We start from the raw sequence: 26,199 nt of genomic DNA, 5'->3' as shown, positions 1-26,199 counted from the left end.
AGCCCAGCGCGACCAAGGGTCGCGCGTCGGCCCGGCCGCCCGACCAGGCCCGGCCGCCCGACCAGGCTCGACTCAGGACAGCCGAGTCGCCGCGTACGCCTCCATGGCGGCGCGCTGGTACGCGGCCAGGCCCGGGGCGATGGCCTCGTACGCGGCACTCCACTGCTCGTTCTCGGTGCAGGAACGAGCGATCGCCAGGTACTCCTCGGTCGGGACGGACCGGATGGCGTGCAGCAGCTGGTACTCCTCGTCGATCGTGCTCTGCACGGGCTCGGCGTCGGCCGGGTGGCCGGCCGCCATCAGCTCCGCCAGGTGGATCATGCGGGCGGTCCGCTCGCGCTGTCCGGCCTCGATCTCGGCCGGGGTCATCGCGGCCGTCGCGCGCCGGGCCGCCTCGGCGTGCTCGGGGAAGTCCCGCAGGCTCGCGTCGACGTCGTCGGGCTGGATGCCCTCGAAGAGGTTCTCGGGGCGGTTGATGGTCATGGGCGTGCCGTCCTTCCGGGCGCGTTCCAGGTCGGCGATCGTGCGGGAAACGGTGGCGGCCAGGGCGTCGAGCCGGTCGCGTTCGGCGACCAGTCGCCGACGGTGGCCCCGCAGGGCCTCCAACTCGTCCACCTGATCGCCCAGGATCCGGGCGATCTCGGTCAGCCCCACGCCCAGCGCCCGCAGTACCAGGATCTGTTGCAGCTGGAGCAACTGCCGTTCCTCGTAGTAGCGGTGGCCGTTGGAGCCGATCCAGGCCGGGGGTAGGAGCCCGATCTCGTCGTAGTGCCGCAGTGTTCGGGCCGTCACTCCGGACATCCGGGCCACTTCGGCGATGGGCCAGGCCATGGTCCGCCTCCCTCGTCTCCACGTCCCACGTTCGCGTGGACCGGGGCCGGTTCTCCGGCCCTGGTCACGACAGTAGAAGCTGCCGCTGCGGCAGCTTCAAGCCCGAGGGCGCCCCGCCGCCAGCGCGCCGGCTACGCCTCGCCGAACCAGTCCAGGGACTGTCCGTGCGGCCCGGTGAAGGCGACCGGCCGTTCGTCCAGGGCGAGCACGAACAGACCGGAGCCGGCCGGTGCCGGGCGGGGAAGGCGTCGGGCGACGGTCGGCAGTACCGAGACCGCCTCATTGGAGATCCAGTGCCCGGAAAGCCCGCGCATCGTCGCCGCGAACTCCTCCCGCCCCTCCGGCGGCAGGTACGCGAGCACCGCGCTGTGGAACACCACCGGAGTCGCCCCCGCCGGGGCCTGCGCCACCAACTCCCGTACCGTCGCGTTGAGATCGCCGCGCACCAGCAACGGCGGTTCGGACCGGGCGACCCGGACGGCGCCGCGCAGCCGGTCCAACCGGTGGGTCTGCTCGGGCCAGACCAGCGATTCCAGCCAGCGCATGTCCTCCTCGGCCCGCACGTCCAGCGGATCGAGGTCGATCCCGGCCCGCCAGACCACCTCGGGCAGCCGCTCCCGCAGGGAGCCGGGGAACGGCACCGGCCCGGTCACCGCGCAGTCCAGCGTCACCGGGCTCGCCGCCGCGCCGAACTCAGCGCCGAACTCGGCGACGGTGGCGCCGGCGCCAAGCCCGACTCCCTCCCCCTCCCCGGCCAGGAACCGGTACCGGTACCGGTCCGGGTACAGGCAGAGTCCCGCCGAGGCGCCCACCTCGATCAGGGCGAGCGGTTGCGGCAGCGCGGCCAGCAGCGGCAGCAGGGTGGCGCAACGGCCCGCCTCGTTGGTCTGCGTCCGCCGCTCCAGCACCGTCGCCGAGACCTCGGCCCAGTGCTCCGCCACCCAGCGGCGGAAGGCCGGCCAGCCGTCCGTCACCGGCCCGCCCAGGTGCCGTACCGCGCCGAACAGCAGGTTCGGCTGCCGCTTCGCGGCCGGAAGCCCGTCGAGCAGCGCACACAACTGCCCGTCCCCGGAGACGCGTTCGGCCAGCTCCTGGTAGACCGGCGAGTTGCCGCGCGCCTCCCGCTCCGCGAACGCCCGGTAGAGGTCCCCCGTACCGCTGCGCATCCCCCACACGTCCTTCCGACGCCTTCTCGAGTGATCGAATCGGCCCAGACTACGCCCGGTCCGACGCGCCGCCCTCCGCCCGGAACCGATCCAGAACCGACCCGGAACCGGCCCGGAACCGGCCCAAGGCCGCGTCGCCGGAAGGCCACGCCGACCGACCCGCTCAGCCGAGCAGACCGCCCATGTGCCCGTCCTCGGCGAGCAGCCGCCACGAGCAGCCGGGCGAGGCGAACGCCTCGGGGTCGACGGCCTCCACCAGCCCGTCCACCACCGCGCTCAGCAGCGCCTGCGGATCGAAAACCGCCCAGGTCTGCCGGGCCCGGCCGTACTCCCAGCGGTCCCACTCGGCGCGCAGCCGCTCGTACGTCCAGAGGGAGTAGAGCAGGGCGGTGAGGTCACGGTTCAGGTAGGCCTCGGGGTGGCCGTCGTCGTACCAGTCCGGCAGCTCCAGTCGGCCGGTGGCGCCGTCCAGGGCGATCGTCAGATCGGTCGGCCAGTCCCCGAGGGCGAGGAACTCCCGTTGGTACGGGCGCTCCTCCTCACCGTCGAAGTACTCGGGATACGCCTCGCCCATGGTGACCAGCGGCTCCTCGCACACCCCGAACATCGCTCCGCCCAGCGGCAGGCCGACCTCGGTCAGCAGCCGTCGGGTCGGCCCGTGCACCAGGGCGGCGGGCAGTTCCTCGGGTCGGAAGAGGTGTACCCGGCCGGGGCCGCCGTCCTGGTCAGTCAGCGCCGCCAGCTCCGCCACCAGCTCCGGGGCCACCTCGTACGCGGGGCCGCCCGGGCCGCCCGGCAGCGCACCCCAGCTCAACGCCCGCACCAGCAGCGCGGTGCCCCAGTGCGGGGGTGGGGCGGAGCCGTCGCCGAACAGCCCGGGGTCGATCTCCCGCATCCGTCGCTCGGTCTCCGTCAGCACCTCGGCCACCACGGTCGGGCCGCGCCGCCCGTCCAGTGCCTCCGGGCGCCGGGCCGCCTCGGCCACCGCGTCCACCTCGCGCACCAGACCCGCCAGCGCGGCGACGCCGGAGGCCAGCAGGTCCCGTCGTGGGCCGCCGTTGTCCAGGAACACCTCACCGGTCACCCCGTCCAGCAGCACCAGGCTGCCGCCGGCGGCGAACGGTGTGGAGTACGCCGTCTCCCCGAGGACGAACAGGCGCTCCGCCTCCGCGGGGACCGCCGTCGGCTCCCCGTCCCCGAGCACCTCGAAGTCCAGGAACGCCCCGGTCTCCGGCAGCCCCTCCCGCGCCAGGAACTCCCGACTCCCCGCGTGCACAACCCCAGCCGGAAGCTCCACCACCCGCTGACACCCCACGTGCCCCACCTCTCCCGGCCCACCCCGTGACCCCCAGACCCTAGCGGCCCGCCCCGACAGCACCCGGGCACTCGCCGAGCGGGGCAGCCGGTGGGAGCCGACCGGTTGCTGCGGCGCCGGGCCCTTGCGGCGGCTCAGACCCTCCTCGCCTCACTCCCGCCGAACCCCGGCTCACCCCCCGCTGAACCCCGGCTCACCCTCGCCGAACCCCCGCCCCCCTTCCTCCTCAGCCGAGGCGGCCGGCCTCCCGGGCGGCCTGCTCCACGCGGTCGTGGTGGGCCCGCCACCAGTCGGCGTCGCCGGGGGCGGTGTTGGCGCCGTCGGAGCGCTGGCCGGTGGCGCCGTCCACGAGTTCGCGGACCAGGTCGGCGTGGCCGACGTGACGGTGGGTCTCGGCGATCATGTGGACGAGCACCCGGTGGAGGGTCTGCTCGTGGCGGGCACCGAACGGCACCTTGCCGACGGCGTCCAGCGGCAGGGCCTCGATGGTGGCGTCGGAGTGGGCCCAGACCCGTCGGTAGCGCCCGACGATCTCCTCGGTGCTCTCGTCCGCCCGCGCCCACATGTCGCCGTTGGGCTCGGTCTGTCCGGTGATCCACACGGGGGCCGGTTCGGGGAAGGGGCGGCCGAAGGTGTCGCCGAAGTACAGCGCCTCGGCGCCGGTGACGTGCTTGACCAGGCCCAGCAGGTTGGTCCCGGTGGGGGTGAGCGGGCGGCGCAGGTCGTACTCGGAGAGGCCTTCGAGCTTCCAGAGCAGGGCGTCGCGGGCATCCTGGATGTAGATCCGGAGATCGTTCTTGTCGTCGGTCGAAGTCATGGGACCAGTCTGTTGGCCGCAGGATGCCTGTCCATCGGGTTTCCCGTCCCGGCCGGCCACCGCCGTCCCGCCCGGTCCCGGCCGGCCACGGCCGTCCCGCCCGGTCCCGGCCGGCTGGGACCGAGCGTCAACACGTGCCATGATCAAGGCCGTTCACCGAACGTCAGGCCCCTTCGAAGGAGCGGCGATGACCGACGAGGCCTGGTCCTGGGACGAGACGCTGTTCGCCGGAACGGCCGCCCACTACACCCGCGGCAGGCTCCCGTACGCCCCCGGACTGGCGGAGGCGTTGGGCGAGGAACTGGGGCTCGACGGGCGGGGACGGCTGCTCGACGTGGGGTGCGGGCCGGGCACGCTGGCGTTGGGCCTGGCGCACCTGTTCGGTGAGGTCGTCGGGGTGGACCCGGACGCCGGGATGATCGCCGAGGCGCGCCGGGCGGGCGCGGCGGAGCCCAAGGCCACCTGGGTGCGGGCCCGGGCCGAGGAACTGCCGTCGGGGCTCGGCACCTTCACCCTGGCGGTCTTCGGCCAGTCCTTCCACTGGATGGACCGCGACCTGGTGGCGGCGACCGTACGGCGCATGCTGCGGCCCGGCGGCGCCCTGGCGCACATCTCGGACCTGAAGGGCGAACCGCGTCCCACCGAGGGGCTGCCGCACCCGCCGGTCCCGTACGCCGCGATCGGGGAGCTGGTCCGGCGCTACCTCGGCCCGGTCCGCCGCGCCGGGCAGGGGCTGCTGCCGCACGGCACGCCGGGCGACGAGGCCGCCGTCCTCGCCCGGGCGGGCTTCACCGGTCCGCGGCGGATCGTCGTCCCGGGCGGGCGGCCGCTGGAGCGCACGGCCGACGACGCGGTCGCGGGCGTCTTCGCGCTCTCCTCCTCGGCCCCGCACCTGTTCGCCGAGCGCCGTCCGGCCTTCGAGTCGGACCTCCGTCGACTCCTCGCCCTGACCTCGCCGTCGGGGCTCTTCTCGGAGCGGCAGCCGAGCAGCGAGGTGTTCGTCTGGCGCACGGCGGACGGGCGTTGACGATCAGGGAGGCGCGGACGGGCCCTGCCGGTCAGCGGACCACGTCGAAGACCTGCTTCTGGAGGCCGTTCCCGTACACCTGGTGCTCGACCAGCTTCAGCTTCTGGGCGTCCTTGTCCGTCGTGCTGAACATGCGCTTGCCGGCGCCGAGCAGCAGCGGGAAGACGAGCAGGTGGTAGCGGTCGATCAGGCCGGCGTCGGAGAGGGCGCGGTTCAGGGCGGCGCTGCCGTGGAGGATGATCGGGCCGCCCTCGGTCTCCTTCAGCGCGGCGACCTCGTCGAGCGAGCGCAGGATGGTGGTCTCGCCCCAGTTCGACACCAGGTCGTCCTCGGTGAGGGTGGTGGAGACGACGTACTTCGGCAGCGTCTTGTAGCGGGCGAACTCCGCCATGTCCGGCCACACCGGGCTGAACGCCTGGTAGCTGACCCGGCCGAGCAGCATCGCGGTGGCCTCCTCCTGTTCCCGCCCCTTGATCTCGAACGCCTCGGGGAGGAACTCGATGTCCTTGAAGGTCCAGCCGGAGTTCCGGTAGCCGGGTTCGCCGCCGGGGCCCTCGACCACGCCGTCGAGCGAGATGAAGGCGGTGCTGATCAGGGTGCGCATGAGTTGGTTCCTCGGTTCTTTTGCGGGGTCTGGGGCTGGGTCTGGGTAGGGATCGGGTCTGTCGGCCCGAAGGCCCGAAGGCCAGAGGGCCCGAAGGCCAGAAGGCCCGAAGGGGCAGGTCAGGCGAGGGCCTCGGCCAGCCACTGCTGCCAGGCGGCCTCGGCCTCGGCCCCGTCCGGAACCGGGCCGAAGAGGTGGTGGAACAGCAGCACCAGGCCGGAGCCGTGGTGGAAGGTGTAGAGCCCGTCGGCGGTGCGGACCTCGACGCGTTCGTCGTCCGCCCAGACCACTTCGCCGTCCAGCGGCGGCAGGCCCGCCGGTTCCCCGTGGACCCGCGTGCCCGTGGTGACCGGGAGCGGCAGCGACAGGGCGCGGGCGAGGAGGGCCCGGACCTCCGGTTCCGGCCGCCCGGCCGACGGCGCGGCGGCGAAGACGGGGACGGCGGTGCGTCCGGGGAAGTGGGTGAGGTACTCGCGGAGCGTGTGGAGGTGGAAGGGCCAGCCACGGCGCAGCGCGTCGTACTCGTCCTGCCAGTCGTCGCCGAGCAGGCCGCTGTGGACGACGCGGAGGACGGTGGCGCCGCCGTCCCGGCCCTCGATCAGGTACTCGAAGGCCATGAACCGGCCGTCCTCGCCGGTGGCCGTACGGGTGGCCAGGCGCCTGCCGGGCTCGTAGGCGGTGACGACCGCCTCCTCGCGGTGGCCCCCGGTCTCCATGACGGCGGTGCCGCCCTCGCGCGGGTCCAGCTCGTTGCGGCCCATGAACCAGGAGTCGATCCCCGGTCCGGTGGCGATCGCCTCCCAGACCTGTTCCGGGCTCGCCGGCAGGGAGGTCTCCAGCTCGATCTCGAACGGGTGGGTCATCGCGGGTCCTCCTGGTTCGGTGTGCTCCCGGCCTCGCCCGCCGCAGCGGCGACGTCCCCGGCCGCCACCTCGGCCCCGGCCGGTTCCGTCCCCGCTCCGGCCTTGGCCTCGGCCTCGGTCTCGGGTGGTGCGGCGGGGATCTGGTGGAGCCCGACGACCACCCGGTGGTTGCGGCCCCCGGGCGCGGACTCGTCGTGGTAGCGGCTGACGAGGGTGGCCACGGACTGGGCCAGCTCCTCGGCGAAGGCGGCCCGGTCGGCGGCGGAGGCGAACCGCACCTGCGCGTCGATGCCGAAGCTGGCGACCCGCCGGCGGGCCCGGGAGGCTCCGGTCAGCAGGGCCCCGACCTCCTGCACCAGCCGGGAGCCGAGCGCCAGCAGCCAGCGGGCGGAGAGCTGGTCGGGGGAGCGGGCGGGGTCCGGGCTCACGGCGGCCAGGACGCTGGGGGAGATCACGTAGGAGGCCGCGGTGGCGCGGTACACCCGTTCGGTGACGTTGCCCTTGCGGCGCTCCTCGGCGAGTTCGACGAGGCCGTGCCGCTCCAGTTCCTTCAGGTGGTAGTTGACCTTCTGCCGGGGCAGTCCCAGCCGGGCGGCCAGCATGGCGGCCGAGGCGGGCTCGGTCAGGGCGGCGAGGAGGCGTGACCGCATCGGGTCCAGCGAGGCCTCGGCCGCGGCGGGTTCTTCGATCACGGCGACTTCCAGCACCGTTCCAGCTTCCAGCCGACAAAAAAATTCGTCAAGGAAAAAACACTTGTCGGTAGTCCGGTCGGGCGAGCGACGTCACCCGCCCGACGCCGTCACCCGCCCGACGTCACCCGTCCGGCGCCGTCACCCGACGGCGCAACGGCGCCGACGTACCTCCGGACCCGTCCTCCCGGTGCTCGCCCTCGCCTTGGCCGGCGACGGTCAGCCTGCACTGGCCGTCCTCGCAGGAACGCTGGAGGCGGCCCCGCGAGATCGTCTGCATCAGGCCGATCGTCCAGCAGGTCGGGCAGCCGCGCAGGGCGAGCAGGCCGACCGGCAGGAGGCCCAGGGCGACCGGCCCGACCACCGGGATGAGAGCGACCGAGCCGACCAGTGCGCCGAAACCCACCACGCCGCGCACGACGTGCTCGGGCAGGGACCTGCTCGCGAAGTCGGGGCCGTCGGGTCCGGCATCGGACCCGGGCTTCGTCCCACCCTTCGTCTTGCCTGCCGTTCCAGTCATCGCTGCCTCCATCCGGATTCAGGTGGTGGCCCGCAGGGCCTGTTGGACCGCCGTACGGGCCCGGTGCAGGCGCGACTTCATCGCCGCCGTGCTGAGGCCCAGTGCGTCGGCGACCGCGCGGCCGCTGTGGCCCTGGATGTCCCGCATGATCAGCACGCGGCGCTGGTCCGGGGGCAGGGCGGCGACCGCGGCCGCCACCGTGCCCGCCTCCAGGCTCTGCAGGGCCTGCTCCTCGGCCGAGGGGGCGGGGGTGTCCTGCCGCAACGGCACGCTGCGGTCCCGCAGGTGGGCGCGTGCGCGTCGGAGGCACTCGTTGCGGACGATGCGGAACATCCACGACGCCAGGGCGCCGGAGGCCCGCAGCATCCCGATCTTGCGGTACAGGATGATCAGGGCCTCCTGCGCCGCGTCCTCCGCGTCCTCCGGGGTGGCGCAGAGGGAATGGGCGAACCGCTGCACGTTGGGGTGCGAGCCCGACACCAGCGCGGCGATCGAGTCGACGTCGCCCCCCTGCGCGGCCGCGATCAGCTGTGCGCCGGGCCAGGTCGATTCAGCCACGTCCGGCTCGCCTGCGCTTCACGACCACCATGCAGGTGCAGAGCAGCACCAGGGCGACGGCGATGCCGATTCCGATGATCATCACTACCTCCGGATCCCGTGCCGGACGTTCGTCGGCACGTCTATAAGAGGTGCGCGCCTCCTCGAAGGATTCGGCGGTGCGGCGGAAAAGTCGCCCGCGTTCCCGGTGGATCGCCGTCGGCCGTGCCCGGCGCCGGGCCCGGGTCCAAGCCCACCGGCCTACGGCCGGGCCTCGGCGGGGCCGGTTGCGGAGAGTGACAGGTGGGGTGACCTGGGCGGACTTGAATCTTTGCGAACGAATGTTCGATCCTGGGGTTGTGCCCGTTTTCGAATCTGTTTTCGAATCCACCGCCGAGCAGCCCGCACGCCCCGTGCTCCGCCCGGTGGCGTCCCCGGCTGCAGTGCCGGGGAAGCCGGGGGAGCAGGGGGAGCGAGAGGAGCGGGGGACGCCGGGTGCCTGGCAGACGGCGGCGGTGGGATCCCGGGGGCTGGTGCCGGTGCCGTCCGCGCTGCGGGAGGTGCTGCCCGACGCCGGGCTGCGCCGGGGGACGGCGGTGTCGGTGGCGGGCGGGGACACCGGGCTGCTGCTGGCGCTGGCCGCCGGGGTGAAGGAGACCGAGGGCGGCTGGGCCGCGGCGGTCGGACTGCCGGACCTGGGGTTGGCCGCCGCCGAGGGGTACGGGCTGGACCTGCGACGGCTGCTGGTCGTGGACGACCCGGGGGCGCACTGGGCCGAGGTGGTCTCGGTGCTGGCCGGCGCGGTCGAGCTGATCATGCTGCGCCCGGACGGGCCGGTGCCGCCGAAGCTGGCCGCCCGGCTGGCGGCGGTGCTGCGGCGCAGCGGCTGCGTGCTGCTGGTCGCCGGACCGTGGCCGGGCGCGGCACTGCGGCTGGGGGTGCGCTCGGGGCGCTGGTTCGGGCTGGGCGACGGCCACGGGCAGCTCGTCGGCCGACAGGTGGAGGTGGTGGCCGAGGGCCGCGGCTCGGCGGTGCACGGCCGGACGGCCCGGCTCTGGCTGCCGGACGAGTACGGCGCGGTGCGCCCGCTCCAGGAACAGCCACAACCGGCGGCAGGTTCGGCGATCCCGGCGATCCCGGCGGCGGAGCCGTTGGCCCCCCGCGTGGCGGCGGTGGTCTGAGATGGCGGACGACAGAACCCCCCGGGTGCTGGTGGTCTGGTGCCCGGACTGGCCGGTGGTGGCCCTCACCGGCGACGACCCGGTCGCGGTGACCGAGGGCGGGCGGATCCTCGCCTGTTCGGCGGGCGCCCGGGAGGCCGGGGTGCGGCAGGGGCAGCGGCTCAAGCTGGCTCAACGGCTCTGCCCGTCGCTGGAACTGCGTGACCGCGACCCGGAGGCGGAGACCCGCCGCTTCGAGCCGGTGGTCGCGGCGGTGGAGGCGTTCACGCCCCGGGTGGAGGTGATCCGCCCGGGCCTGTGTGCGATCCCGGTGAAGGGCCCGGGCCGCTACTTCGGCGGTGAGGAGGCGCTGGCCGCCAAGGTCGGCAGAGCGGTGGCGGACGCCCTCGGGCAGCCGCTCGTCCCGGACGCCGTTCCGGGTGCGGTGGCCGTCCCGGTTGCGGCGCCCGTCGAGGCCCGACCCATCGGAGCCCGACCCGTCGGAGCCCGACCCGTCGAAGCCCGATCCGTCGAGGCCCGGTCGGCAACCGCCCCGCAGGCCCAGGTCGGCGTCGCCGACGGCCTGTTCGCCGCCGTGCTCGCCGCCCGGGCCGGGGTGCTGGTCCCGGCCGGCCGGACGGCGGAGTTCCTCGCCCCGTACCCGGTGAGCGCGCTGGGTGACGAGGCGCTGGCCGAGTTGCTCGGGCGGCTCGGCCTGCCCACCGTCGGGGCCTTCGCCGCACTGCCGGCCGAGTCGGTAGCGGACCGCTTCGGTCCCTCCGGGACGGTCGCGCACCGGCTGGCCCGAGGCTTGCAGCCGCGCCCGCTGCTGCCGCGCGAGGAGGAGCCGGACCTCGCCGTCGAGCAGCGCTTCGACCCGCCGGAGCTGCTGGCCGAGCCGCTGGTGTTCGTCGCCCGCACGCTGGCCGAGCAACTGCACCAGCGGCTCGCCGGGGCCGGGCTGACCTGCCGCCGGGTGGCCGTCGAGGTGGCCTGCGCGGACGGCCGGACGGCCTCCCGGTTGTGGCGGCACGAGGGCCGGCTGTCCGCGACGGCGCTGGCCGAGCGGGTCCGCTGGCAGCTCCAGGCCTGGCAGGGCGCGGGCACCTTCGCGGGCACCTCCGAGGGCGCCTCCGCGAGCAACGACCAGAGCAGCGACCCGAGCAGCGACCCGAGCAGTGACCCGAGCGGCGCCCGGGGCAGCGGTCCGAGCGGCGCCCCGGACGGCCAGGCCGGCTTCACCCTGCTCCGGCTGGCCCCCGACGGCCTCTCCCCTGACCAGGGCCGCCAGCTCGCGCTGTGGGGCCAGGCCGTCGCGGACGACCGGGTGGAGCGCGCGGTCGCCAGGGTGCAGGCGGTGCTCGGGCACGCCGGGCTGCGCCGGATCGAGCCGGCCGGCGGGCGGGGCCCGGGAGAGCAGGTGGTCAAGGTGCCGTGGGGTGAGCCGTACGAGGCGGCGGTGCCGGCCGACGCGCCCTGGCCGGGGCGGCTGCCGGAGGTGTGGCCCGCCGTGGTGCTGCGGGAGCCGGCGTCGGTGCGGGTGCTGGACGGGGCCGGGCGGCCGGTCACGGTGGACGGCCGGGCGGGGGTGTCGGCCCGGCCGGCCCTGGTCGTGGTCCGGGGCCGGGAGGAGCGGGTGGACGGCTGGACCGGGCCATGGCCGGCGGTCGAGTACTGGTGGGACCAGTCGCTGGCCCGGCGCCGGGCGCGGTTCCAGGTCGTGGTGGGCGGTGGCCGGGCGCTGCTGCTCACCGTGGAGGGGGGTGCCTGGTACCTGGAGGCCGGCTACGACTAGCGGCTCCGGAACCCAGTGGGAGGGGGGAGCAGGACGAGCACGAGAACGACGAAGGCGACCCCGATGGGCTTCACCAGCCACCCCACCGTTCCCTGGAGCGAGCTGCACCGCAGACTGACCGGTGCCGCGCCGGACCGTACGGTCGTCCCGCTGCGCCGCACCCGTCCCGTTCCCGAGGAGCCCCCGACCCCGGGACCCGGAGCCGGCCCCGGCCCCGGCCCCGGCCCCGAACTCGGCCCCGAACCCGAACCCGGCCCCGAACCCTGGGCCGAGCTGCACGTCCACTCCGCCTTCAGCTTCCTGGACGGCGCCAGCGACCCGGAGGACCTGGTCGCGGAGGCGGTCCGGCTGGGCGTGGAGACCCTCGCGATCACCGACCACGACGGCCTGTACGGCGCCGTCCGGCTCGCCGAGGCGGCCCGGGGCACGGGCCTGGCCACCGCATTCGGCGCGGAACTGACGATCCGTCACGAAAGGTCGACGGAACACCTGTTGGTCCTCGCCCGTGACCCGGCCGGCTACCGCCGCCTCTCCGCCGCGATCGCCGCCGCCCAGCTGGCCGGCGGCGTCAAGGGCAACCCGGTGTACGACCTCGAGGCGCTCGCCGGGGCGCACGACGGTCACTGGGCGGTGCTCACCGGCTGCCGCCTCGGCCGGGTCCCTGCCGCGCTGGCCGACCCGCCCGCCGCACTGGCAGACCCGCCCGCCGCGCTGGCCGACCCGCTCGCCGCGCCGGCCGACCCGCTCGCCGACCCGGGCACCCGCCCGAGCGCCCACCGGAACGCCACCCCACCCGCCACCCGGAGCGAGGCCGAGCACCGACTCCGCACCCTCACCGAGGCGTTCGGCCGCGAGAACGTCCACGTCGAGCTGATCGACCAGTGGCTGCCCGGCGACGACCGGCGCAACGACGCCCTCGCCGCCCTCGCGGCGAAGGCGGGTCTCCCCGTCGTCGCCTCCACCAACGCCCACCACGCCGGCCCCGCCCAGGGCCGACTCGCGCAGAGCCTCGCCGCACTGCACGGGCGCCGTACCCTCCAGGACGCGGTCGGCTGGACCCGGGCGGCCGGCACCGCGCACCTGCGCTCGGGCCGCGAGATGGCCGGCCGGCTGGCCCGCTTCCCCGGGGTGCAGCGGGCCACCGTCGAACTCGGCCGGGCCTGCGCCTTCGACTTCGCCCGGCTGGACCCGGAGCTGCCCGGCTTCCCCGTCCCCGCGGGCGAGACCGAGATCAGCCACCTGCGGGCCCTGGTCGCGGCCGGCGGCCCGGCCCGGTTCGGCCCCGGCAACGCCGCCGCCCGCCGCCAGCTCGCCAAGGAACTGGACGTGATCGAGGACCTCGACCTGGCCGGCTACTTCCTGATCGTGCACGACATCGTGGACTTCTGCCGGAGCCGGGACATCTGGTGCCAGGGCCGCGGCTCGGCCGCCAACTCGGCGGTCTGCTACGCCCTCGGGATCACCGCCGTCGACCCGATCCACTACAAGCTGCTGTTCGAACGCTTCCTCTCCACCGCCCGGGACGGGCCGCCCGACATCGACCTGGACATCGAGAACCGCCGCCGCGAGGAGGTCATCCAGTACGTCTACGGCCGCTACGGGCGCGAGCACGCCGCCCAGGTCGCCAACGTGATCACCTACCGGCCCCGGCTGGCGATCCGCGACGCCGCCCGGGTGCTCGGCTACCCGCAGGGGCAGGTGGACGCGTTCAGCCGGCAGACCGACTTCCGCTCCGCCCCCGGCGCGGACGCCGTCATCCCCGCCGACGTGCTCCAGCTCGCCACCCAGCTCCACGGCCTGCCCCGCCACCTGGGCATCCACTCGGGCGGCATGGTGCTCACCCGGGAGCCGATCGGCGAGATCTGCCCCACCGAGTGGGCCCGGATGCCCGGGCGCTCCGTGCTCCAGTGGGACAAGGAGTCCACCGCCGGCGCCGGGCTGGTGAAGATCGACCTGCTCGGCCTCGGCATGCTCGCGGCCCTGCACGACGCCTGCGACCTGGTCGCGGAGCACCACGGCCTGCGCTACGACCTGGCCACCATCCCGGACGACGACAAGGGCGTGTACGCGATGCTGCGCCGGGCCGACACCGTCGGGGTGTTCCAGGTCGAGTCCAGGGCGCAGATGGCGACCCTGCCCCGGCTCAAGCCGGACCACTTCTACGACCTGGTGGTCGAGGTCGCGCTGATCCGGCCCGGCCCGATCCAGGGCGGATCCGTCCACCCGTACCTGCGCCGCCGCGCCGGGGCCGAGCCGCCCGGCTGCCCGCACCCGCTGATGGAGAACGCGCTCGGCAAGACCCTGGGGGTGCCGCTGTTCCAGGAGCAGATGATGCAACTCGCCATCGACTGCGCCGGGTTCACCCCCGCGGAGGCCGACCGGCTGCGCCAGGCGATGGGCGCCAAGCGCTCGCACGAGCGGGTCGCCCGGCTGCGCGAGCGGCTGCTGGGCGGGATGGCCGAGCGCGGTATCCCGCCCGAGGTGGCCGAGGACGTCTACGGCAAGATCGAGGCCTTCTCCAACTACGGCTTCCCGGAGAGCCACGCGATCAGTTTCGCCTACCTGGTGTACGCCAGCGCCTGGCTCAAGTACCACTTCCCGGCGGCCTTCACCTGCGCCCTGCTGGCCAACCAGCCGATGGGCTTCTACTCGCCGCTCAGCCTGGTCGCGGACGTCCGGCGGCACGGCGTGCGGGTGCGCGGGGTGGACGTCAACGCCAGCGGGGCGCGGCCCTCCCTGGAGCCCTACCGGGGGCCGACCCCCAAGCCGCCGCTGACCGCAGGGCGCCCGCAGCCGGCGATCCGGCTCGGCCTGGAGACGGTGCGCGGCATCGGCACCCCGCAGGCCGAGGCGATCGTGGCCGGGCAGCCGTACGCCGACCTGGAGGACTTCGCCCGCCGCACCGGTCTGCCGGGGCCCGTCCTGGAGGCGCTGGCGACGGCCGGGGCCTTCGACTGCTTCGGGCTGACGCGACGTCAGGCACTGTGGGCGGCAGGAGCGTTCGCCGGGATCTCGGCCGAGCTGATCCCCGGCACCACCCCCGGCACCGAGGCGCCGGAGCTGCCCGGCATGAGCCCGGTCGAGGAGACCATCGCCGACCTGTGGGCCACCGGCACCTCCGCCACCAGCCATCCGCTCCAGCACCTGCGCGCCCAGCTGGAGCGCGGCGGAGCCCTCTCCGCCGACCGGCTCCCGGACGTGCCGCCGGGGACGGCCGTGGTGGTCGGTGGCCTGGTCACCCACCGGCAGCGGCCGCCGACGGCCGGCGGGGTGCTCTTCCTCAGCCTGGAGGACGAGACCGGACTGATCAACGTGATCTGCAACCGTCCGGTCTGGGAGTCCCAGCGCCGCACCGCCCTGGACCGGGCCGGGCTGCTGGTCCACGGGCACATCGAGCGCGACCGGGGCGCCACCAACCTGATCGCCACCCGGCTCACCCCACTGCGGATCGGCCTGTGAGCGACTCCCCGTTCCGGGGGACGAGCCGCTCGGCGAGGCCGAACGGCGGGCAGGCGCCGTCCGTGCGGCGGGCCGGGGCGGGCGGGCGTCGTCCGTGCGGCGGGAAGGTGCCGTCCGTGCGGCGGGCGGGCGTCGTCCGTGCGGTGCGTCAGACCGGGTAGCCGATCTCCGCGAGGTCCTCGGCGAGCTCCTCCAGGTCGGTGTCCGGGTTGAGTGCCGCCACCACGGCCGGCGTGAGCGGGCGCAGCGCCAGGACGTGCCCGATCGCGGCCGGGTCCAGCTCGTGCTCCGGCTCGAAGTACTCCTCGGCCCACGCCAGGTAGGCCTCCGCGGAACCGTCCAGCAGCAGCTCGAAGAGGCCCTCCGCGCCCCGCTCGGCGGCCGCGCCGCGCCAGGCGGCGTCCTGCGGCGCGCGCCAGAAGCAGACCGTCACGACCGGCCCGTCCTCGTCCTGGAAGGCGGGCTCCTCGGCGAAGCGGCGGAACTCCTCGGGGACGGCCACGAGCAGCTCCGGACTGTTCGCGGCCCCGCGGCCGAATCCCCGCCCGTAGACGCCGGCGGGGGAGAACACCATGAACCAGTCGGACCCCTCGCCGTCGCGCATCGAGGCCATCTCCTCGCCCTCGCCCCAGGCGGAGTCGAAGGAGTAGTACCGCGCCGCCCAGTCGTCCGGGCAGATGATCGCGTCGAGCATGGCCAGCGCGCGGCAGCGGTCGCGCAGGTCGGGGATGGCGGGCAGGCGGCTGAGCAGGTCGTTCATGCCCGCCATTCAACCCCGGTAGTCCGACAACGAATCCCCGGGGGTCCGACAACGAATCCCCCGGGCCCGGTGCGTGTCCCCTCGCGGCCCCGCGCCCTACGCCCTACGTCCTGCGTCCAGGCGCCCGCCCTACGCCCCGGGCGGGCGACCCTTGCCCGGCGCCCCGGCGAAGGCCTGGGCGATCGGGAGCCAGGCGCTCGCGACCGGCCCGGTGGCGGTGAGGGTGAGGTCGTCCCGGTGGCGGCGCTGGGTCACCAGCAGGCAGAAGTCCAGGGCCGGCCCGGCCACCACGTCCTGCGCCCCGGCCGGGCCGATGGACCAGGTGCCGCCGTCGGGCGCGGCCAGTTCGAGCCGGACCGGGCGCTCGGGCGCGGGCAGCCCGTGCAGGGTGAAGGCGAAGCCCAGGGTGCGCAGCCCCAGGTGGGCGATGTGCCGCAGCCGGTCGGTGGGCTCGCGGGTGGCGCCGAGCGCGTCCGCGACGTCCTGGCCGTGCGCCCAGGTCTCCATCAGCCGCGCGGTCGCCATCGAGGCGGGCTTCATCGGCGGGCCGAACCAGGGCAGCCGGACGTCGGCCGGGGCCGCGCCGAGCGCGGCCAGCACCTCCGCCCGCCCGGCCCGCCAGCGGGCGAGCAGCGCCGCGGGCTCGGCGGCCGCTCCGGCTCGGGCGCCCTCCTCGACCGGGTCGGCGCCGGCCGCCGACAGCTCGGCGAACCGCCCGCCGAGCGAGGCGCCGAAGCCCTCCGGATCGCGCGCGGCCAGCGCCGTCCAGTCGTCCGTCCAGGCCAGGTGGGCGATCTGGTGGGCCACCGTCCAGCCCTCGGCGGGCGTCGGGCGGGCCCAGCCCTCGGCCGGCAGTCCTGCGACCAGGTCGTCCAGCACCGCGCTCTCGGTTCGCAGGTCCGCCAACAGCCCGCCCAGGACGTCGTCCGGGGCCTTCGGCTCGGTCATCGGTTCCCCTTCCGGTCAAGGCGGTTGCTGCCGGTGGCCACCACCCGCTTCCGCCGGTGGTCACCATCCGCTTCCGCCGGTGTTCACCACCCGCTTCCGCCGGTGTTCACCACCCGCTTCGGCCAGTGGCCAACACCCGCTTCCGCCGGTGTTCACTACCCGCCGGTAGCGTCCGGGCGCACCCTACGCCCGGGCAGCCGCCGGCGTCCGCGACTCCACGAAACACGCATGTCAGGACTCTCGCCACCGGCCCCACCGCGTGTGACAATTCCGCGATGACCAGGGCTGCGGACCCCCACCTTGCGCAACCCCTCGACGACGTTGCGCAACCCGACGATCCCCAACTCGCCGCGCGCGCCGCCGAGCTGGTGCGCGACGCCGTGCTCGGCGACCTCGCCCGCCGGGTGGTGGCGGAGTGCGGCGTCGACGTCGGCCTGGTCGGCGTGCCCGAGTCGCTGCCCGGCAGTCGCCCTGACGCCGAGGGCATGGTGCTGCGGCACTGGGCCGGCACCCGGGCCGACCTGCTGCACGACATACCCGTCCCGGCCGGACTCGGCCTCGGCGGCCGGGCGCTCGCCGAGCGCGCACCCACCTGGGTGCCCGACTACCGTGCGGCGACGACCATTTCGCACCACTACGACGCGGCCGTGGCCGCCGACGACCTGTACGCGATGCTCACCGTCCCGCTGATGGACGGCGGCACCGTGCACGGCGTGGTGTACGCCTCGCTGCGCACCGTCGTCCCGTTCGGGGACGTGCGGATCTCCGCGGTCGGCACGCTGGCGAAGGCTGCGGCCCGGGCGCTCGCCGGGGCCGCGGCCTGGAACCGCGAGCGGCCCCGGAAGGCCTCCGCCGTACCGCCGTTGACCCCGCGCGAGCACGAGGTGCTGCGCTGGGCGGCGACCGGCCGGACCAACCCGGAGATCGCCGCCCGGCTGGGCCTGACCTGCAACACGGTGACGGGCTACCTCAAGTCCGCGATGCACAAGCTCGGGGTCCGCAATCGGACCGAACTCGCCCTCGCGGCGCGGGAGTCGGGGCTCGTCAGTTGACCTGGCGGTCCCGCCCGGACCAGTACGGCTCGCGCAGCCGGAACTTCTGCAGCTTCCCGGTGGCGGTGCGCGGCAGGGAGTCCCGGAACTCCACCGTGGTGGGCGACTTGTAGCCCGCCAGCCGCTGCTTGCAGTGCGCGATCAACTCGGCCTCGGTGACTGCCTCGTGGCCCTCCCGGAGCACCACCAGCGCCTTCACCGTCTCGCCCCACTTCTCGTGCGGCACCCCGATCACCGCCGTCTCGGCGACCGCCGGGTGGTCGTACAGGCAGTCCTCCACCTCGATCGAGGAGACGTTCTCCCCGCCGCTGATGATGACGTCCTTCTTGCGGTCCGAGATGGTCAGCAGGCCGTCCGTGAGGGTGCCGCCGTCGCCGGTGTGGAACCAGCCGTCGCGCAGCGCCTCGGCGCTCGCCTCGGGCTGCTGCCAGTAGCCGTCCAGCACGGTGTTGGAGCGCACCAGCACCTCGCCGGAGGGATCCACCCGCAGCCGGGTGCCGAGCGCCGGGGCGCCCGCCCGCACCAGCTTCTCGGCCCGCTCGGCGGCCGGGAGCGCGTCCCACTCGGCCCGCGAGCGGTTGACCGTGACCACCGGGGAGGTCTCGGTCAGGCCGTAGAGCTGCATGAACTCCCAGCCCAGCTGCTCCTCGACCTGCTGGATCACCGAGGTCGGCGGCGGGGCGCCGGCCACGATCATCCGCACCCGGTCCCGGCCGGGCACCGGGCCGTCCCAGTCGGCGGCGGCGTCCAGCACCATCTGGACCACGGCGGGCGCGCCGGACAGGAAGGTCACCCCGTGCCGCTCGACCCGGCGCAGGATCTCCGCGCCGTCCACCTTGCGCAGCACGATGTGCTGCGCGCCCAGGCCGGTGAGCGAGAACGGCAGGCCCCAGCCGTTGGCGTGGAACATCGGCAGGGTGTGCAGGTAGACGTCCCGGTCGCCGGCGCCGTAGTGCAGGGCCATCACCGTCGCGTTCAACCAGATGTTGCGGTGGGTGAGCTGGACGCCCTTGGGGCGGGCGGTGGTTCCGCTCGTGTAGTTGATGGTGGCGGTGTCGTTCTCGTCCACCGCGTAGCGCCGCGGGGTGCCGTCGAAGTCGTACAGCACGGCGTCGCTGTCCGCGCCGAGCACGAACTTGTGCTTGGCCACCACCCCGCTCAGCGAGTCCGCGACCTCGGGGTCGACCAGCAGCACGGAGGCGCCGCTCTGCTCGACGATGTACGACACCTCCTCGGCCTTCAGCCGGAAGTTCACCGGCACCAGCACCCGGCCGTACCCGCTCACCCCGAAGAAGGAGGTCAGCAGCCGGGCCGAGTTGTGCGAGACGATCGCGACCCGCTCGCCCGGCCTGACGCCGAGCCGGTCCAGTCCGGCGGCCTGGGCCCGGGCCAGCTCGGCGACCCTGCGGTAGCTCAGCTCGCCCCAGGATTCGGCCGGCTGCACCGGCTCGTCGACGATGCCGACCCGGTCGCCGTAGACCAGCTCGGCCCGGTCGAGGAAGTCCATCACGGAGAGTGGAATCTGCATGGGGCCCACTGTCCTCCCCGGCCCGCGCCCTGCACACCCCCGATCGGGGGTGTCACCCGTCCGTGGGTACCGCGCCCGTGCCCGCGGTTGTGCCCGTGCCCGTGCCCGCCTCGCCGGCACGTCCCTGTCCAGGCAGTCAAGCATTGGCCGCAGGTCCTCCAGGGGAGCCCGACCCTCCGCTTGTTGCGCCCGGCGCGGACAGCGGGCCGCAGTGCCTGCGTCCGCGCCCGCCGACTGCTAGGAAGGCCGCAACGCACGGTCCACTCACGGGGAGCACATCATGAACGACCACCGGCCCGACCCTTCGCTGGGGCTGGGAGGGCCTCAAGTGACCGCCACCGCGGCCATTTCGGCCGACGGCCTGGTGCTGCGGCCCTTCGAGGACGCCGACGCGCCCGCCCTGGTCGAGGCCTACCGCGACGAGACCCTGCGCCGCTTCACCCGCACCCCGGTGAACGACGCCGAGCAGGCCGCGCACTGGCTGCGGCTCCAGTACGAGGGCCGGGCGGCCGGCACCCGGTACTCCTTCGCCGTCCTGGACGCCGGCGAGCTGGTCGGCAACGTCGTGCTCAAGCGCGGCACCCCGGGCGGGGAGAGGGCCGAGGTGGGGTACTGGACGGCCGGCCCGGCCCGCGGCCGGGGGGTGGCGCCGCGCGCGGTGGAGGCCCTCACCGCCTGGGCCTTCGCCACCTTCGCCGTCGACGGCCTGCGCCGGATCGACCTGCTGCACGAGGGCGACAACCACGCCTCCTGCCGGGTCGCGGAGAAGAGCGGCTACGCCTTTACGGAGATCGTCCCGGCCTTCCCGCCGTACCCGCTGGACGGCCACCGGCACTCCCGGAATTGGTTGGACGGATCCGCTCGGCGCACTTCAGAGTAGGCGCATGGCTTCTCTGGTACGACATGTGACGATCGACTGCGCCGACCCGTACGCCCTGGCCGGCTTCTGGGTCGAGGCGCTGGAGGGCACCCTGGGCGCGGACGACAACCCCGGTGACGAGATGGCCGTGGTGGAGTCCGCCGGCGCCTCGCTGCTCTTCATCCGGGTGCCCGAGGGCAAGTCGGTGAAGAACCGGGTCCACCTCGACCTCCAGCCGCAGGACCGCGGCCGGGACGAGGAGGTGGAGCGCCTGGTGGCCCTGGGCGCCACCGTCCTGGAGGACCACCGCCGGCCGGACGGCAAGGGGTGGGTCACCCTGTCCGACCCGGAGGGCAACGAATTGTGCGTCGAGCGCAGCCGGGCCGAGCGGGTCGCCACCGGCGACGCCTGACCCGCCTGGCCTGGCGGCCGGATCAGTCCGGCCACTCGCCCCTGGCCGCCCGCCAGGTCCACGAGGACCTGCGCGGGCGGCCGTTCAGTTCCCCCCGCCCGGTGCACCAGAGCAGGACCGCTGCCGGGTGGGCGGCCGGCTCCCGCGGTGCGTGCGGGAAGAGCCGGTCGAGCGCGAAGCGGCACAGGTCGGCGGGAGGCTGCCAGGGCAGGCCGAGGCCGCTGGTGATGTCGTGGGTGTGCAGCAGTGTCTCGGCGACGCCTATCGCGGCGAAGCCGAGCGGCTCGCAGGGCCCGTGGTGGTAGGCGCGCAGCTCGGGTGGGGCGGCGTCCAGGGCGGTGGCGAGGAGGTGTCCCGCGGCAGTGACCACGGCGAGCACCTGGGCCGGGTCGGCCTCGGGCCGGACGGTGAGGTCCAGCGGCAGGTAGCGGTCCCTGGGCCGGGCGGCGAGCTGGCCGGCGTAGGCGAGCAGGTCATGGGCGATGTGGGCGGCGGTGTCGCGGCAGCTCCACTCCAGGGGCCCGGCGGGCACGCCCCAGTCGCGGTCCCCGGTGTGCGGGGCGAGGACTGCGAGCGAGGCGTCCAGGGCGGTTCGTACGGCGTCGCCGCTGCGCATGATCGTTCCTTCGGCTTCGACTTCGGCTCGACTTCGACGGAGCGTCACACGATAGGTCCAGCGCCCGGGCCCGCGCCGGGAGTTCGTACGATGCGCCGCGGCAACCGGGCGGCTCAGCCCAGCTGGATCGAGCGCTTGGCCAGGCCCATCCAGAACCCGTCGATGACGCTGCGCTGGCTGTCCAGGTCGGCCTCGCCGGCGCCGAGGGTGACGAACAGCGGGGCGAAGTGCTCGGTGCGCGGGTGGGCCAGGCGCCCGGCCGGGGCCTTGTGCTCGAAGTCGAGCAGCGCGTCCAGGTCCTGGGCCGCCAGGGCGCGCCGGCCCCAGTCGTCGAACTCGGCCATCACCGAGGTGACCCGTCCGTCCCTGCTGAGCGCCCGCAGGTTGTGGGTGAAGAAGCCGCTGCCGACGATCAGTACGCCCTCGTCGCGCAGCGGGGCGAGCTTGCGGCCGATCTCCATCAGCCGCTGCGGGTCGAGGGTGGGCAGCGAGACCTGGAGCACCGGGACGTCGGCGTCCGGGTACATCTCCACCAGCGGGACGTACGCGCCGTGGTCGAGTCCGCGGTCGGGGATGTCCTGGACGGGCGTGCCGGGGGCGCGCAACAGCTTGCGCACGCGCTCGGCGAGCTCCGGTGCGCCGGGGGCGGCGTACTGGACCCGGTAGTAGTGCTCGGGGAAGCCCCAGAAGTCGTAGACCAGCGGGACGGTGGTGACGGCGCCGAGGGCGAGCGGGGCCTCCTCCCAGTGGGCGGAGACCATCAGGACGGCCTTGGGCCGGGGCAGGTCGGCGGACCAGGCGGCCAGCTCGCCCGGCCAGATCGGGTCGTCGGCCAGCGGCGGGGCGCCGTGCGACAGGTACAGGGCGGGCATGCGCTCGGGGGCCGCGGTGCTCATGGCGTCCTCCTCGGGACCGTTTCGACCGGGGGGCGGGTCTGGCAGTTCGGGTCAACAGGTAGTTCAAATTTGAACGTCTACTCCGATCGACGGTACACCTTCGTTCGAATTTGAACAACAGGAGTAGGCTTCACCCCATGTCCTCACTGAACGAACCCCGCTGGCTGGACCGGGACGAGGCGGCCGCCTGGCGGGGCTTCGTCACCGCGAGCAACCTGCTGAACCGGCGGCTGGAACGCCAGCTCAAGGAGGACTCCGGCCTCTCCCACCAGCAGTACGAGATCCTGGTGCACCTGTCCGCCGCCCCCGGCGACTCGCTGCGGATGACCGAACTCGCCGACAAGCTGGTCACCTCCAAGAGTGGGCTGACCTACCAGGTCACCCAGCTGGAGCGGGCGGGCCTGGTCGCCCGCCGCTCCTGCCCCAGCGACGTGCGCGGCGTCATCGCCGAACTCACCGACCAGGGCCGGGAGATGCTGCGCCAGGCCGCACCCGGGCACGTCGCCCTGGTGCGCGAGCTGCTGATCGACGTGCTCACCCGTGAGCAGCTCGCGGTGCTCGCCGAGGGCCTCGGCGCGGTCAGCGCGCGGCTGCGGCTGGAGGAGGACTCCTAACCGGAGTCGGAGTCGGAGTCGGGGGAGCCCTCCCGACCGGAGCCGGCGGAGGGCTCCCGCCCCTCGCCACCCCGCCCCTCGCCACCCCGCCCCCCGCCGAGCGCCGCCGCCCGCTCCAGCAGCAGCTCCCGCTCCCGCTCGTTGCGGGTCAGCCCCGCCGCCCGCTCGAACTCCTCCCGGGCCTCCGCCGCCCGCCCCAGCCGGGCCAGCAGGTCGCCCCGCACGCTCGGCAGCAGGTGGTAGCCGCGCAGCGCCGGCTCCGCCGCCAGCCCGTCCACCAGCTCCAGCGCCGCGGCCGGGCCCCGCGCCATCGAGACCGCCACCGCCCGGTTCAGCGCCACCACCGGGGACGGCGACAGCACCAGCAGCCGCTCGTATAGTGCGGCGATCGTCCCCCAGTCGGTGTCCGCGTAGCGCCGCGCCCGGGCGTGGCAGGCGGCGATCGCGGCCTGCACCGAGTACGGCCCGGTGCCCGCCTGCTCCAGGGCGTCGAAGCCGCGCCGGATCAGCAGCCCGTCCCAGCGGGCCCGGTTCTGCTCGGCGAGCAGAACCGGCCGCCCGTCCGGCCCGGTCCGGGCGATCGTGCGCGAGGCCTGGAACTCCAGCAGTGCGGCCAGCCCGTGCACCTCCGGCTCGGCCGGCATCAGCACGGCCAGCACCCGGGCCAGCCGCAGCGCGTCCTCGCACAGTCGGGGGCGGAGCAGGTCGTCCCCCGCGGTCGCCGAGTAGCCCTCGTTGAAGATCAGGTAGATGACCTCCAGCACCGAGGAGAGCCGCCGCGTCCGGTCCTCCCCGTACGGCACCTCGAACGGCACGCCCGCCTTCGCCAGCGCCCGCTTCGCCCGGACGATCCGCTGCGCCACCGTCGGCTCGGGCACCAGGAAGGCGCGGGCGATCTCCGGGGTGGCCAGCCCGCCGAGCAGCCGGAGGGTGAGCGCGATCCGCGCGTCCGCGGACAGCACCGGGTGGCAGGCGGTGAAGATCAGCCGCAGCAGGTCGTCGTCGATGTCGTCCGGGGCGGCCGGCTCCGGGGGCGGCACCTCCTCCGCGGACCGCCCCACCTCGGCGAGCTTGCGGGCGTAGACCTCCCGGCGGCGCACCAGGTCGATCGCCCGGTGCTTGGCGGTGGCCGTCAGCCAGGCGCCCGGGTTGTCCGGTACGCCCTCCCGGGGCCACCGCTCAAGCGCGGCCACCAGCGCGTCCTGCGCCAGCTCCTCGGCGATGCCGACGTCCCGGACGATCCGGGCGACCCTGGCGATGATCCGCGCGGACTCGATCCGGAACACCGTCTCGACAGCCGCCGTCGTGGTCCTGCGGGTAACAGCCCTCTCCGTCACGGCCACCCATCAGAGCAGCCGGTGCGGAGGGAGGCAAGCGTCGACGCAGGTGCTACTTCGGCGGCTCCGGCATCTCGTCGATCTGCCGGACCTCGGCCTCCACCGGCCAGTGCGCGGGGTGGCTCTGGAGGAACCGCCGGGTCCACTCCAGGGCCTCGGCGTGGTCCTTGCACTGGAAGATGGCGTAGCCGCCGACGACCTCCTTGGTCTCGGTGAACGGCCCGTCGGTGCAGCTGACCTTCCCGTCGCTCCAGGTCAGCCGGGTGCCCTGGGAGGTCGGGGTGAGGCCGGCGGTCTCCAGCATCACACCGGCCCTGGTGATCTCTTCGAACAGTGCTCTCATCCGCTGCTCGAAGCCCGGGTCCGGCTCCCAGCCGCCGCGGGCGTTCTCGTCGATGCGGATCAGCGTCATGAAGCGCGGCATGGTGACTCCTCGGTCGAGCGGGCGGGGCCTCTCCCCGCCTCTCACTCCTGCGTCGAACGGGCCGGCGCCGGATCGACACCGCCGTGGGGAAATCCTTCCGGCTCCTCCCCGTTCGCGCTCGGGAGACGGGCCGCGGGCCGGGCCGCGCGACGGGCTGCGGGACGGGCAGCGAGGCGGGCCGGGAAGGGGTGCCCCGCTGTGCCGTCCGGGCGGTCCGTGGTCGAATGGCCTGCACGTGCGAGCGGTGGAGGGGAGACACGGATGCTTGTGGACATTCTGGGTGCGGTCGTCGAGATCCTGGGGGCGACGGTCGGCGAGCCGAAGGCGGAGGAGCGCAAGGAGCGCGACGCCTTCGCCGAGGGGCGGGTGGTGTTCTTCGAGGGCTGCGTCACCGGTGCCCGGCCCTACTGCCGCCCGACGGCGGAGTTCCTGCAGGCCTCGGTCGGCGCGCTCGCGATCTCGCCGCTCCGTGCGGCCACCGTGCGGGCCCGCTACCTGCCGAGCGACCTCGTGCTGGTCGAGGTCCGGAAGCGGCGCGACGGCGACCCGAAGACCGTCGAGAAGAACTGGACCGTGTTCGAGTGCCTGGACGGGCAGGACGTGGTCCTGATCGGCTGCGCCTCGGGCAACGCGGGCTACGTCCGCCGGGCACTGCAGTTCGAGGGCGCCTGACCGCAGAATCCAGCCGAGCAGGTGGTTCTCCATCGCAAGTGCGGAGAAACAGTTCCTTTGGCCTGGCAGCTGCGAATGCCTGCCTGTCGCCTCGGGTAGTCCTCCTCGCGGGCCACAGTGCCGTGGCCCGCGAGGAGGGAGCACCCATGACCCCGGCGAGACCCACCGTCCGACTCCACGGCCACCTCGACCGCCCCGCCGAACTCACGGTCGCGCAGCTGCGCGCCCTCCCCGCCCGTCGGGTCGAGGTCGGCTTCGACTGCCTGGCCGCGGGCGAGCGGCACCACGGCTACGAGGGCCCGCGCCTGCTGGACGTGCTGCGCGCCGCCCGGCCCCGGATCGACTTCTCCGGCCGCAAGCAGCGGCTGCGCTTCCTGCTCTCCGTGGCCGGCGCCGACGGTCACCGGGCGGTGGTCTCCTGGGCCGAGATCGACCCGGACTTCGGCGACCAGGAGATCCTGCTCGCCACCAGCATGGACGGCGCCCCGCTGGACGCCACCGGCCCGCAGCTCGTCGTCCCCGACGACCACTGCGGCGCCCGCTACGTCAACGCCGTCACCGCCGTCTGGCTCGGCCCACTCGGCGACCCGCACCCTTCCGTCTGACGCCCGCCCCTCCGTCTGACGCCCGCCCTGCGGGCCTGCCTCCCCGCTCCGCGGCCGCCCGTCGGAAGGGGCCGGACGGTGGTCCGAAAACACTCGCCGGAGCCGGGTTTCCATGCCAACATGCCCCATATGGGGACGATTCTGCACGGCACCTTGGTCACGCTCCGCCCTGCCACCGGCGACGACATCCCGGCACTGGCGGCCATCCGCGGCACGCCCGAGGTGTTCGCCCGCTGGCGGGGCGGCGACGACCTGCTCGCCGAGGTCGCCAACGACCTGGAGTCGCCCGGCACCGAGACCTTCGCGATCGACCTCGGCGGCAAGGTGGTCGGCGCCATCCAGTGGTACGCCAACAACGACGACGAGTACCGGCACGCCGGGATGGACCTCTACCTCGACCCGACGGTGCACGGCCTGGGCCTGGGCACCGACGCCGTGCGGGCGATGGCCCGGCACCTGGTGCACGACCACCACTACCACCGGCTGGTGATCGACCCGGCCGCGGACAACCTCGCCGCGATCCGCTGCTACGCCAAGGTCGGCTTCCGCACCGTCGGCACCATGCGCCAGTACGAGCGCGGCCCGGACGGCACCTGGCACGACAACCTGCTGATGGACCTGCTCGCGGACGAGCTGATCGAAGGCTGAGCCGCCCCCATCGGGCCCGGGCGTCAGCCCCGGGCGCCAGCCCCG

27 protein-coding genes are annotated in these 26,199 nt (G+C 74.5%); 11 read left to right on the top strand and 16 right to left on the bottom strand.

What is annotated here, in order from left to right:
• Window positions 1–72 precede the first annotated feature (72 nt).
• The 4 genes from ACZ5OX_RS01895 to ACZ5OX_RS01880 all read right to left on the bottom strand — a co-directional run bounded on the left by ACZ5OX_RS01895 (window position 73) and on the right by ACZ5OX_RS01880 (window position 4,129).
• Window positions 73–831, bottom strand: a complete 759-nt coding sequence (locus tag ACZ5OX_RS01895; protein ID WP_449809267.1) for a MerR family transcriptional regulator — start codon at window positions 829–831, stop codon at window positions 73–75.
• A gap of 131 nt (window positions 832–962) precedes the next feature.
• Entirely contained in the window at window positions 963–1,997 is a 1,035-nt protein-coding gene (locus ACZ5OX_RS01890) for a DUF2332 domain-containing protein (RefSeq protein WP_465628177.1), read from the bottom strand.
• A gap of 163 nt (window positions 1,998–2,160) precedes the next feature.
• Window positions 2,161–3,294: an SUKH-4 family immunity protein gene (locus ACZ5OX_RS01885; protein ID WP_465628874.1), complete on the bottom strand. Its 1,134-nt coding sequence runs from the start codon at window positions 3,292–3,294 to the stop codon at window positions 2,161–2,163.
• Between the two features lie 244 nt (window positions 3,295–3,538).
• A complete protein-coding gene (locus tag ACZ5OX_RS01880) occupies window positions 3,539–4,129 on the bottom strand; it encodes a DinB family protein (RefSeq protein WP_465628175.1) in 591 nt (196 codons plus the stop codon).
• Between the two features lie 187 nt (window positions 4,130–4,316).
• Between ACZ5OX_RS01880 and ACZ5OX_RS01875 the strand changes: the two genes are divergently transcribed.
• Window positions 4,317–5,156 (top strand): class I SAM-dependent methyltransferase, encoded by an 840-nt coding sequence (locus tag ACZ5OX_RS01875; protein ID WP_465628174.1) that lies wholly within the window; start codon window positions 4,317–4,319, stop codon window positions 5,154–5,156.
• A gap of 31 nt (window positions 5,157–5,187) precedes the next feature.
• On the opposite strand, the gene ACZ5OX_RS01870 is transcribed toward ACZ5OX_RS01875, so the two are convergent.
• From ACZ5OX_RS01870 to ACZ5OX_RS01850, 5 genes are all read right to left on the bottom strand, one after another.
• The gene (locus ACZ5OX_RS01870) at window positions 5,188–5,760 is read right to left on the bottom strand and encodes a dihydrofolate reductase family protein (protein ID WP_449789902.1); all 573 of its coding nucleotides are present in this window, start codon (window positions 5,758–5,760) and stop codon (window positions 5,188–5,190) included.
• A 119-nt stretch (window positions 5,761–5,879) separates the two neighbouring features.
• Window positions 5,880–6,623, bottom strand: a complete 744-nt coding sequence (locus ACZ5OX_RS01865; protein ID WP_465628171.1) for an SRPBCC family protein — start codon at window positions 6,621–6,623, stop codon at window positions 5,880–5,882.
• The gene (locus tag ACZ5OX_RS01860) at window positions 6,620–7,330 is read right to left on the bottom strand and encodes an ArsR/SmtB family transcription factor (protein WP_465628169.1); all 711 of its coding nucleotides are present in this window, start codon (window positions 7,328–7,330) and stop codon (window positions 6,620–6,622) included. The genes ACZ5OX_RS01865 and ACZ5OX_RS01860 overlap by 4 nt, the downstream gene beginning before the upstream one ends.
• A gap of 106 nt (window positions 7,331–7,436) precedes the next feature.
• Window positions 7,437–7,832, bottom strand: coding sequence for a hypothetical protein (locus tag ACZ5OX_RS01855; RefSeq protein ID WP_465628167.1), 396 nt, complete (start codon window positions 7,830–7,832; stop codon window positions 7,437–7,439).
• 18 nt (window positions 7,833–7,850) lie between these two features.
• Entirely contained in the window at window positions 7,851–8,390 is a 540-nt protein-coding gene (locus tag ACZ5OX_RS01850; protein ID WP_465628165.1) for an RNA polymerase sigma factor, read from the bottom strand.
• A gap of 494 nt (window positions 8,391–8,884) precedes the next feature.
• On the opposite strand from ACZ5OX_RS01850, the gene ACZ5OX_RS01845 reads away from it, so the two are divergent.
• The 3 genes from ACZ5OX_RS01845 (at window position 8,885) to ACZ5OX_RS01835 (ending at window position 14,783) form a co-directional block, all read left to right on the top strand.
• A complete protein-coding gene (locus ACZ5OX_RS01845) occupies window positions 8,885–9,550 on the top strand; it encodes a hypothetical protein (RefSeq protein ID WP_465628163.1) in 666 nt (221 codons plus the stop codon).
• Between the two features lies 1 nt (window position 9,551).
• Entirely contained in the window at window positions 9,552–11,324 is a 1,773-nt protein-coding gene (locus ACZ5OX_RS01840) for a DNA polymerase Y family protein (RefSeq protein WP_465628161.1), read from the top strand.
• Between the two features lie 63 nt (window positions 11,325–11,387).
• Window positions 11,388–14,783 carry an error-prone DNA polymerase gene (locus ACZ5OX_RS01835; protein ID WP_465628159.1) on the top strand — a complete coding sequence of 1,132 codons (3,396 nt, stop codon included), beginning with the start codon at window positions 11,388–11,390 and terminating at the stop codon, window positions 14,781–14,783.
• Between the two features lie 148 nt (window positions 14,784–14,931).
• Here the strand turns inward: ACZ5OX_RS01835 and ACZ5OX_RS01830 are convergent, their stop codons facing one another.
• Both ACZ5OX_RS01830 and ACZ5OX_RS01825 read right to left on the bottom strand, forming a co-directional pair.
• On the bottom strand, window positions 14,932–15,543 hold the full coding sequence (locus tag ACZ5OX_RS01830; RefSeq protein WP_465628157.1) for a hypothetical protein: 612 nt from the start codon (window positions 15,541–15,543) through the stop codon (window positions 14,932–14,934).
• 129 nt (window positions 15,544–15,672) lie between these two features.
• Window positions 15,673–16,491: a TIGR03084 family metal-binding protein gene (locus ACZ5OX_RS01825; protein ID WP_465628155.1), complete on the bottom strand. Its 819-nt coding sequence runs from the start codon at window positions 16,489–16,491 to the stop codon at window positions 15,673–15,675.
• A gap of 275 nt (window positions 16,492–16,766) precedes the next feature.
• Between ACZ5OX_RS01825 and ACZ5OX_RS01820 the strand changes: the two genes are divergently transcribed.
• Complete coding sequence (locus ACZ5OX_RS01820) at window positions 16,767–17,543, top strand: helix-turn-helix transcriptional regulator (protein ID WP_465628153.1); 777 nt, start codon at window positions 16,767–16,769, stop codon at window positions 17,541–17,543.
• On the opposite strand, the gene ACZ5OX_RS01815 is transcribed toward ACZ5OX_RS01820, so the two are convergent.
• The gene (locus ACZ5OX_RS01815) at window positions 17,536–19,071 is read right to left on the bottom strand and encodes an AMP-binding protein (protein WP_465628151.1); all 1,536 of its coding nucleotides are present in this window, start codon (window positions 19,069–19,071) and stop codon (window positions 17,536–17,538) included. The genes ACZ5OX_RS01820 and ACZ5OX_RS01815 overlap by 8 nt on opposite strands.
• A 328-nt stretch (window positions 19,072–19,399) precedes the next feature.
• Between ACZ5OX_RS01815 and ACZ5OX_RS01810 the strand changes: the two genes are divergently transcribed.
• On the top strand, window positions 19,400–19,951 hold the full coding sequence (locus ACZ5OX_RS01810) for a GNAT family N-acetyltransferase (RefSeq protein ID WP_465628149.1): 552 nt from the start codon (window positions 19,400–19,402) through the stop codon (window positions 19,949–19,951).
• Between the two features lie 4 nt (window positions 19,952–19,955).
• Window positions 19,956–20,342 (top strand): VOC family protein, encoded by a 387-nt coding sequence (locus ACZ5OX_RS01805; RefSeq protein WP_465628147.1) that lies wholly within the window; start codon window positions 19,956–19,958, stop codon window positions 20,340–20,342.
• Between the two features lie 22 nt (window positions 20,343–20,364).
• Here ACZ5OX_RS01805 and ACZ5OX_RS01800 read toward each other — a convergent pair whose 3' ends face one another.
• Window positions 20,365–20,958, bottom strand: coding sequence for a maleylpyruvate isomerase N-terminal domain-containing protein (locus ACZ5OX_RS01800; RefSeq protein ID WP_465628145.1), 594 nt, complete (start codon window positions 20,956–20,958; stop codon window positions 20,365–20,367).
• A 113-nt stretch (window positions 20,959–21,071) separates the two neighbouring features.
• Window positions 21,072–21,854, bottom strand: coding sequence for a dioxygenase family protein (locus ACZ5OX_RS01795; RefSeq protein ID WP_392919952.1), 783 nt, complete (start codon window positions 21,852–21,854; stop codon window positions 21,072–21,074).
• Window positions 21,855–22,000: 146 nt separating this feature from the next.
• On the opposite strand from ACZ5OX_RS01795, the gene ACZ5OX_RS01790 reads away from it, so the two are divergent.
• Window positions 22,001–22,468, top strand: a complete 468-nt coding sequence (locus ACZ5OX_RS01790; protein WP_392870016.1) for a MarR family winged helix-turn-helix transcriptional regulator — start codon at window positions 22,001–22,003, stop codon at window positions 22,466–22,468.
• On the opposite strand, the gene ACZ5OX_RS01785 is transcribed toward ACZ5OX_RS01790, so the two are convergent.
• Window positions 22,465–23,811 carry an RNA polymerase sigma factor gene (locus ACZ5OX_RS01785; protein ID WP_465628143.1) on the bottom strand — a complete coding sequence of 449 codons (1,347 nt, stop codon included), beginning with the start codon at window positions 23,809–23,811 and terminating at the stop codon, window positions 22,465–22,467. The two genes, ACZ5OX_RS01790 and ACZ5OX_RS01785, sit on opposite strands and share 4 nt — an antisense overlap.
• Window positions 23,812–23,857: 46 nt before the next feature.
• Window positions 23,858–24,229, bottom strand: coding sequence for a YciI family protein (locus ACZ5OX_RS01780; protein ID WP_465628141.1), 372 nt, complete (start codon window positions 24,227–24,229; stop codon window positions 23,858–23,860).
• 261 nt (window positions 24,230–24,490) lie between these two features.
• Here ACZ5OX_RS01780 and ACZ5OX_RS01775 point away from each other — a divergent pair, with 261 nt between their 5' ends.
• The 3 genes from ACZ5OX_RS01775 to ACZ5OX_RS01765 all read left to right on the top strand — a co-directional run bounded on the left by ACZ5OX_RS01775 (window position 24,491) and on the right by ACZ5OX_RS01765 (window position 26,154).
• Window positions 24,491–24,901: a hypothetical protein gene (locus ACZ5OX_RS01775; RefSeq protein ID WP_465628139.1), complete on the top strand. Its 411-nt coding sequence runs from the start codon at window positions 24,491–24,493 to the stop codon at window positions 24,899–24,901.
• Window positions 24,902–25,047: 146 nt separating this feature from the next.
• On the top strand, window positions 25,048–25,506 hold the full coding sequence (locus ACZ5OX_RS01770; protein ID WP_465628137.1) for a molybdopterin-dependent oxidoreductase: 459 nt from the start codon (window positions 25,048–25,050) through the stop codon (window positions 25,504–25,506).
• Window positions 25,507–25,635: 129 nt separating this feature from the next.
• Window positions 25,636–26,154 carry a GNAT family N-acetyltransferase gene (locus ACZ5OX_RS01765; protein ID WP_465628135.1) on the top strand — a complete coding sequence of 173 codons (519 nt, stop codon included), beginning with the start codon at window positions 25,636–25,638 and terminating at the stop codon, window positions 26,152–26,154.
• Window positions 26,155–26,199 lie beyond the last annotated feature (45 nt).

Source organism: Kitasatospora sp. NPDC032121 (assembly GCF_055580145.1).
The sequence above is the reverse complement of the archived record's forward strand: the minus strand, read 5'-3'. Positions and strand labels throughout refer to the sequence as shown.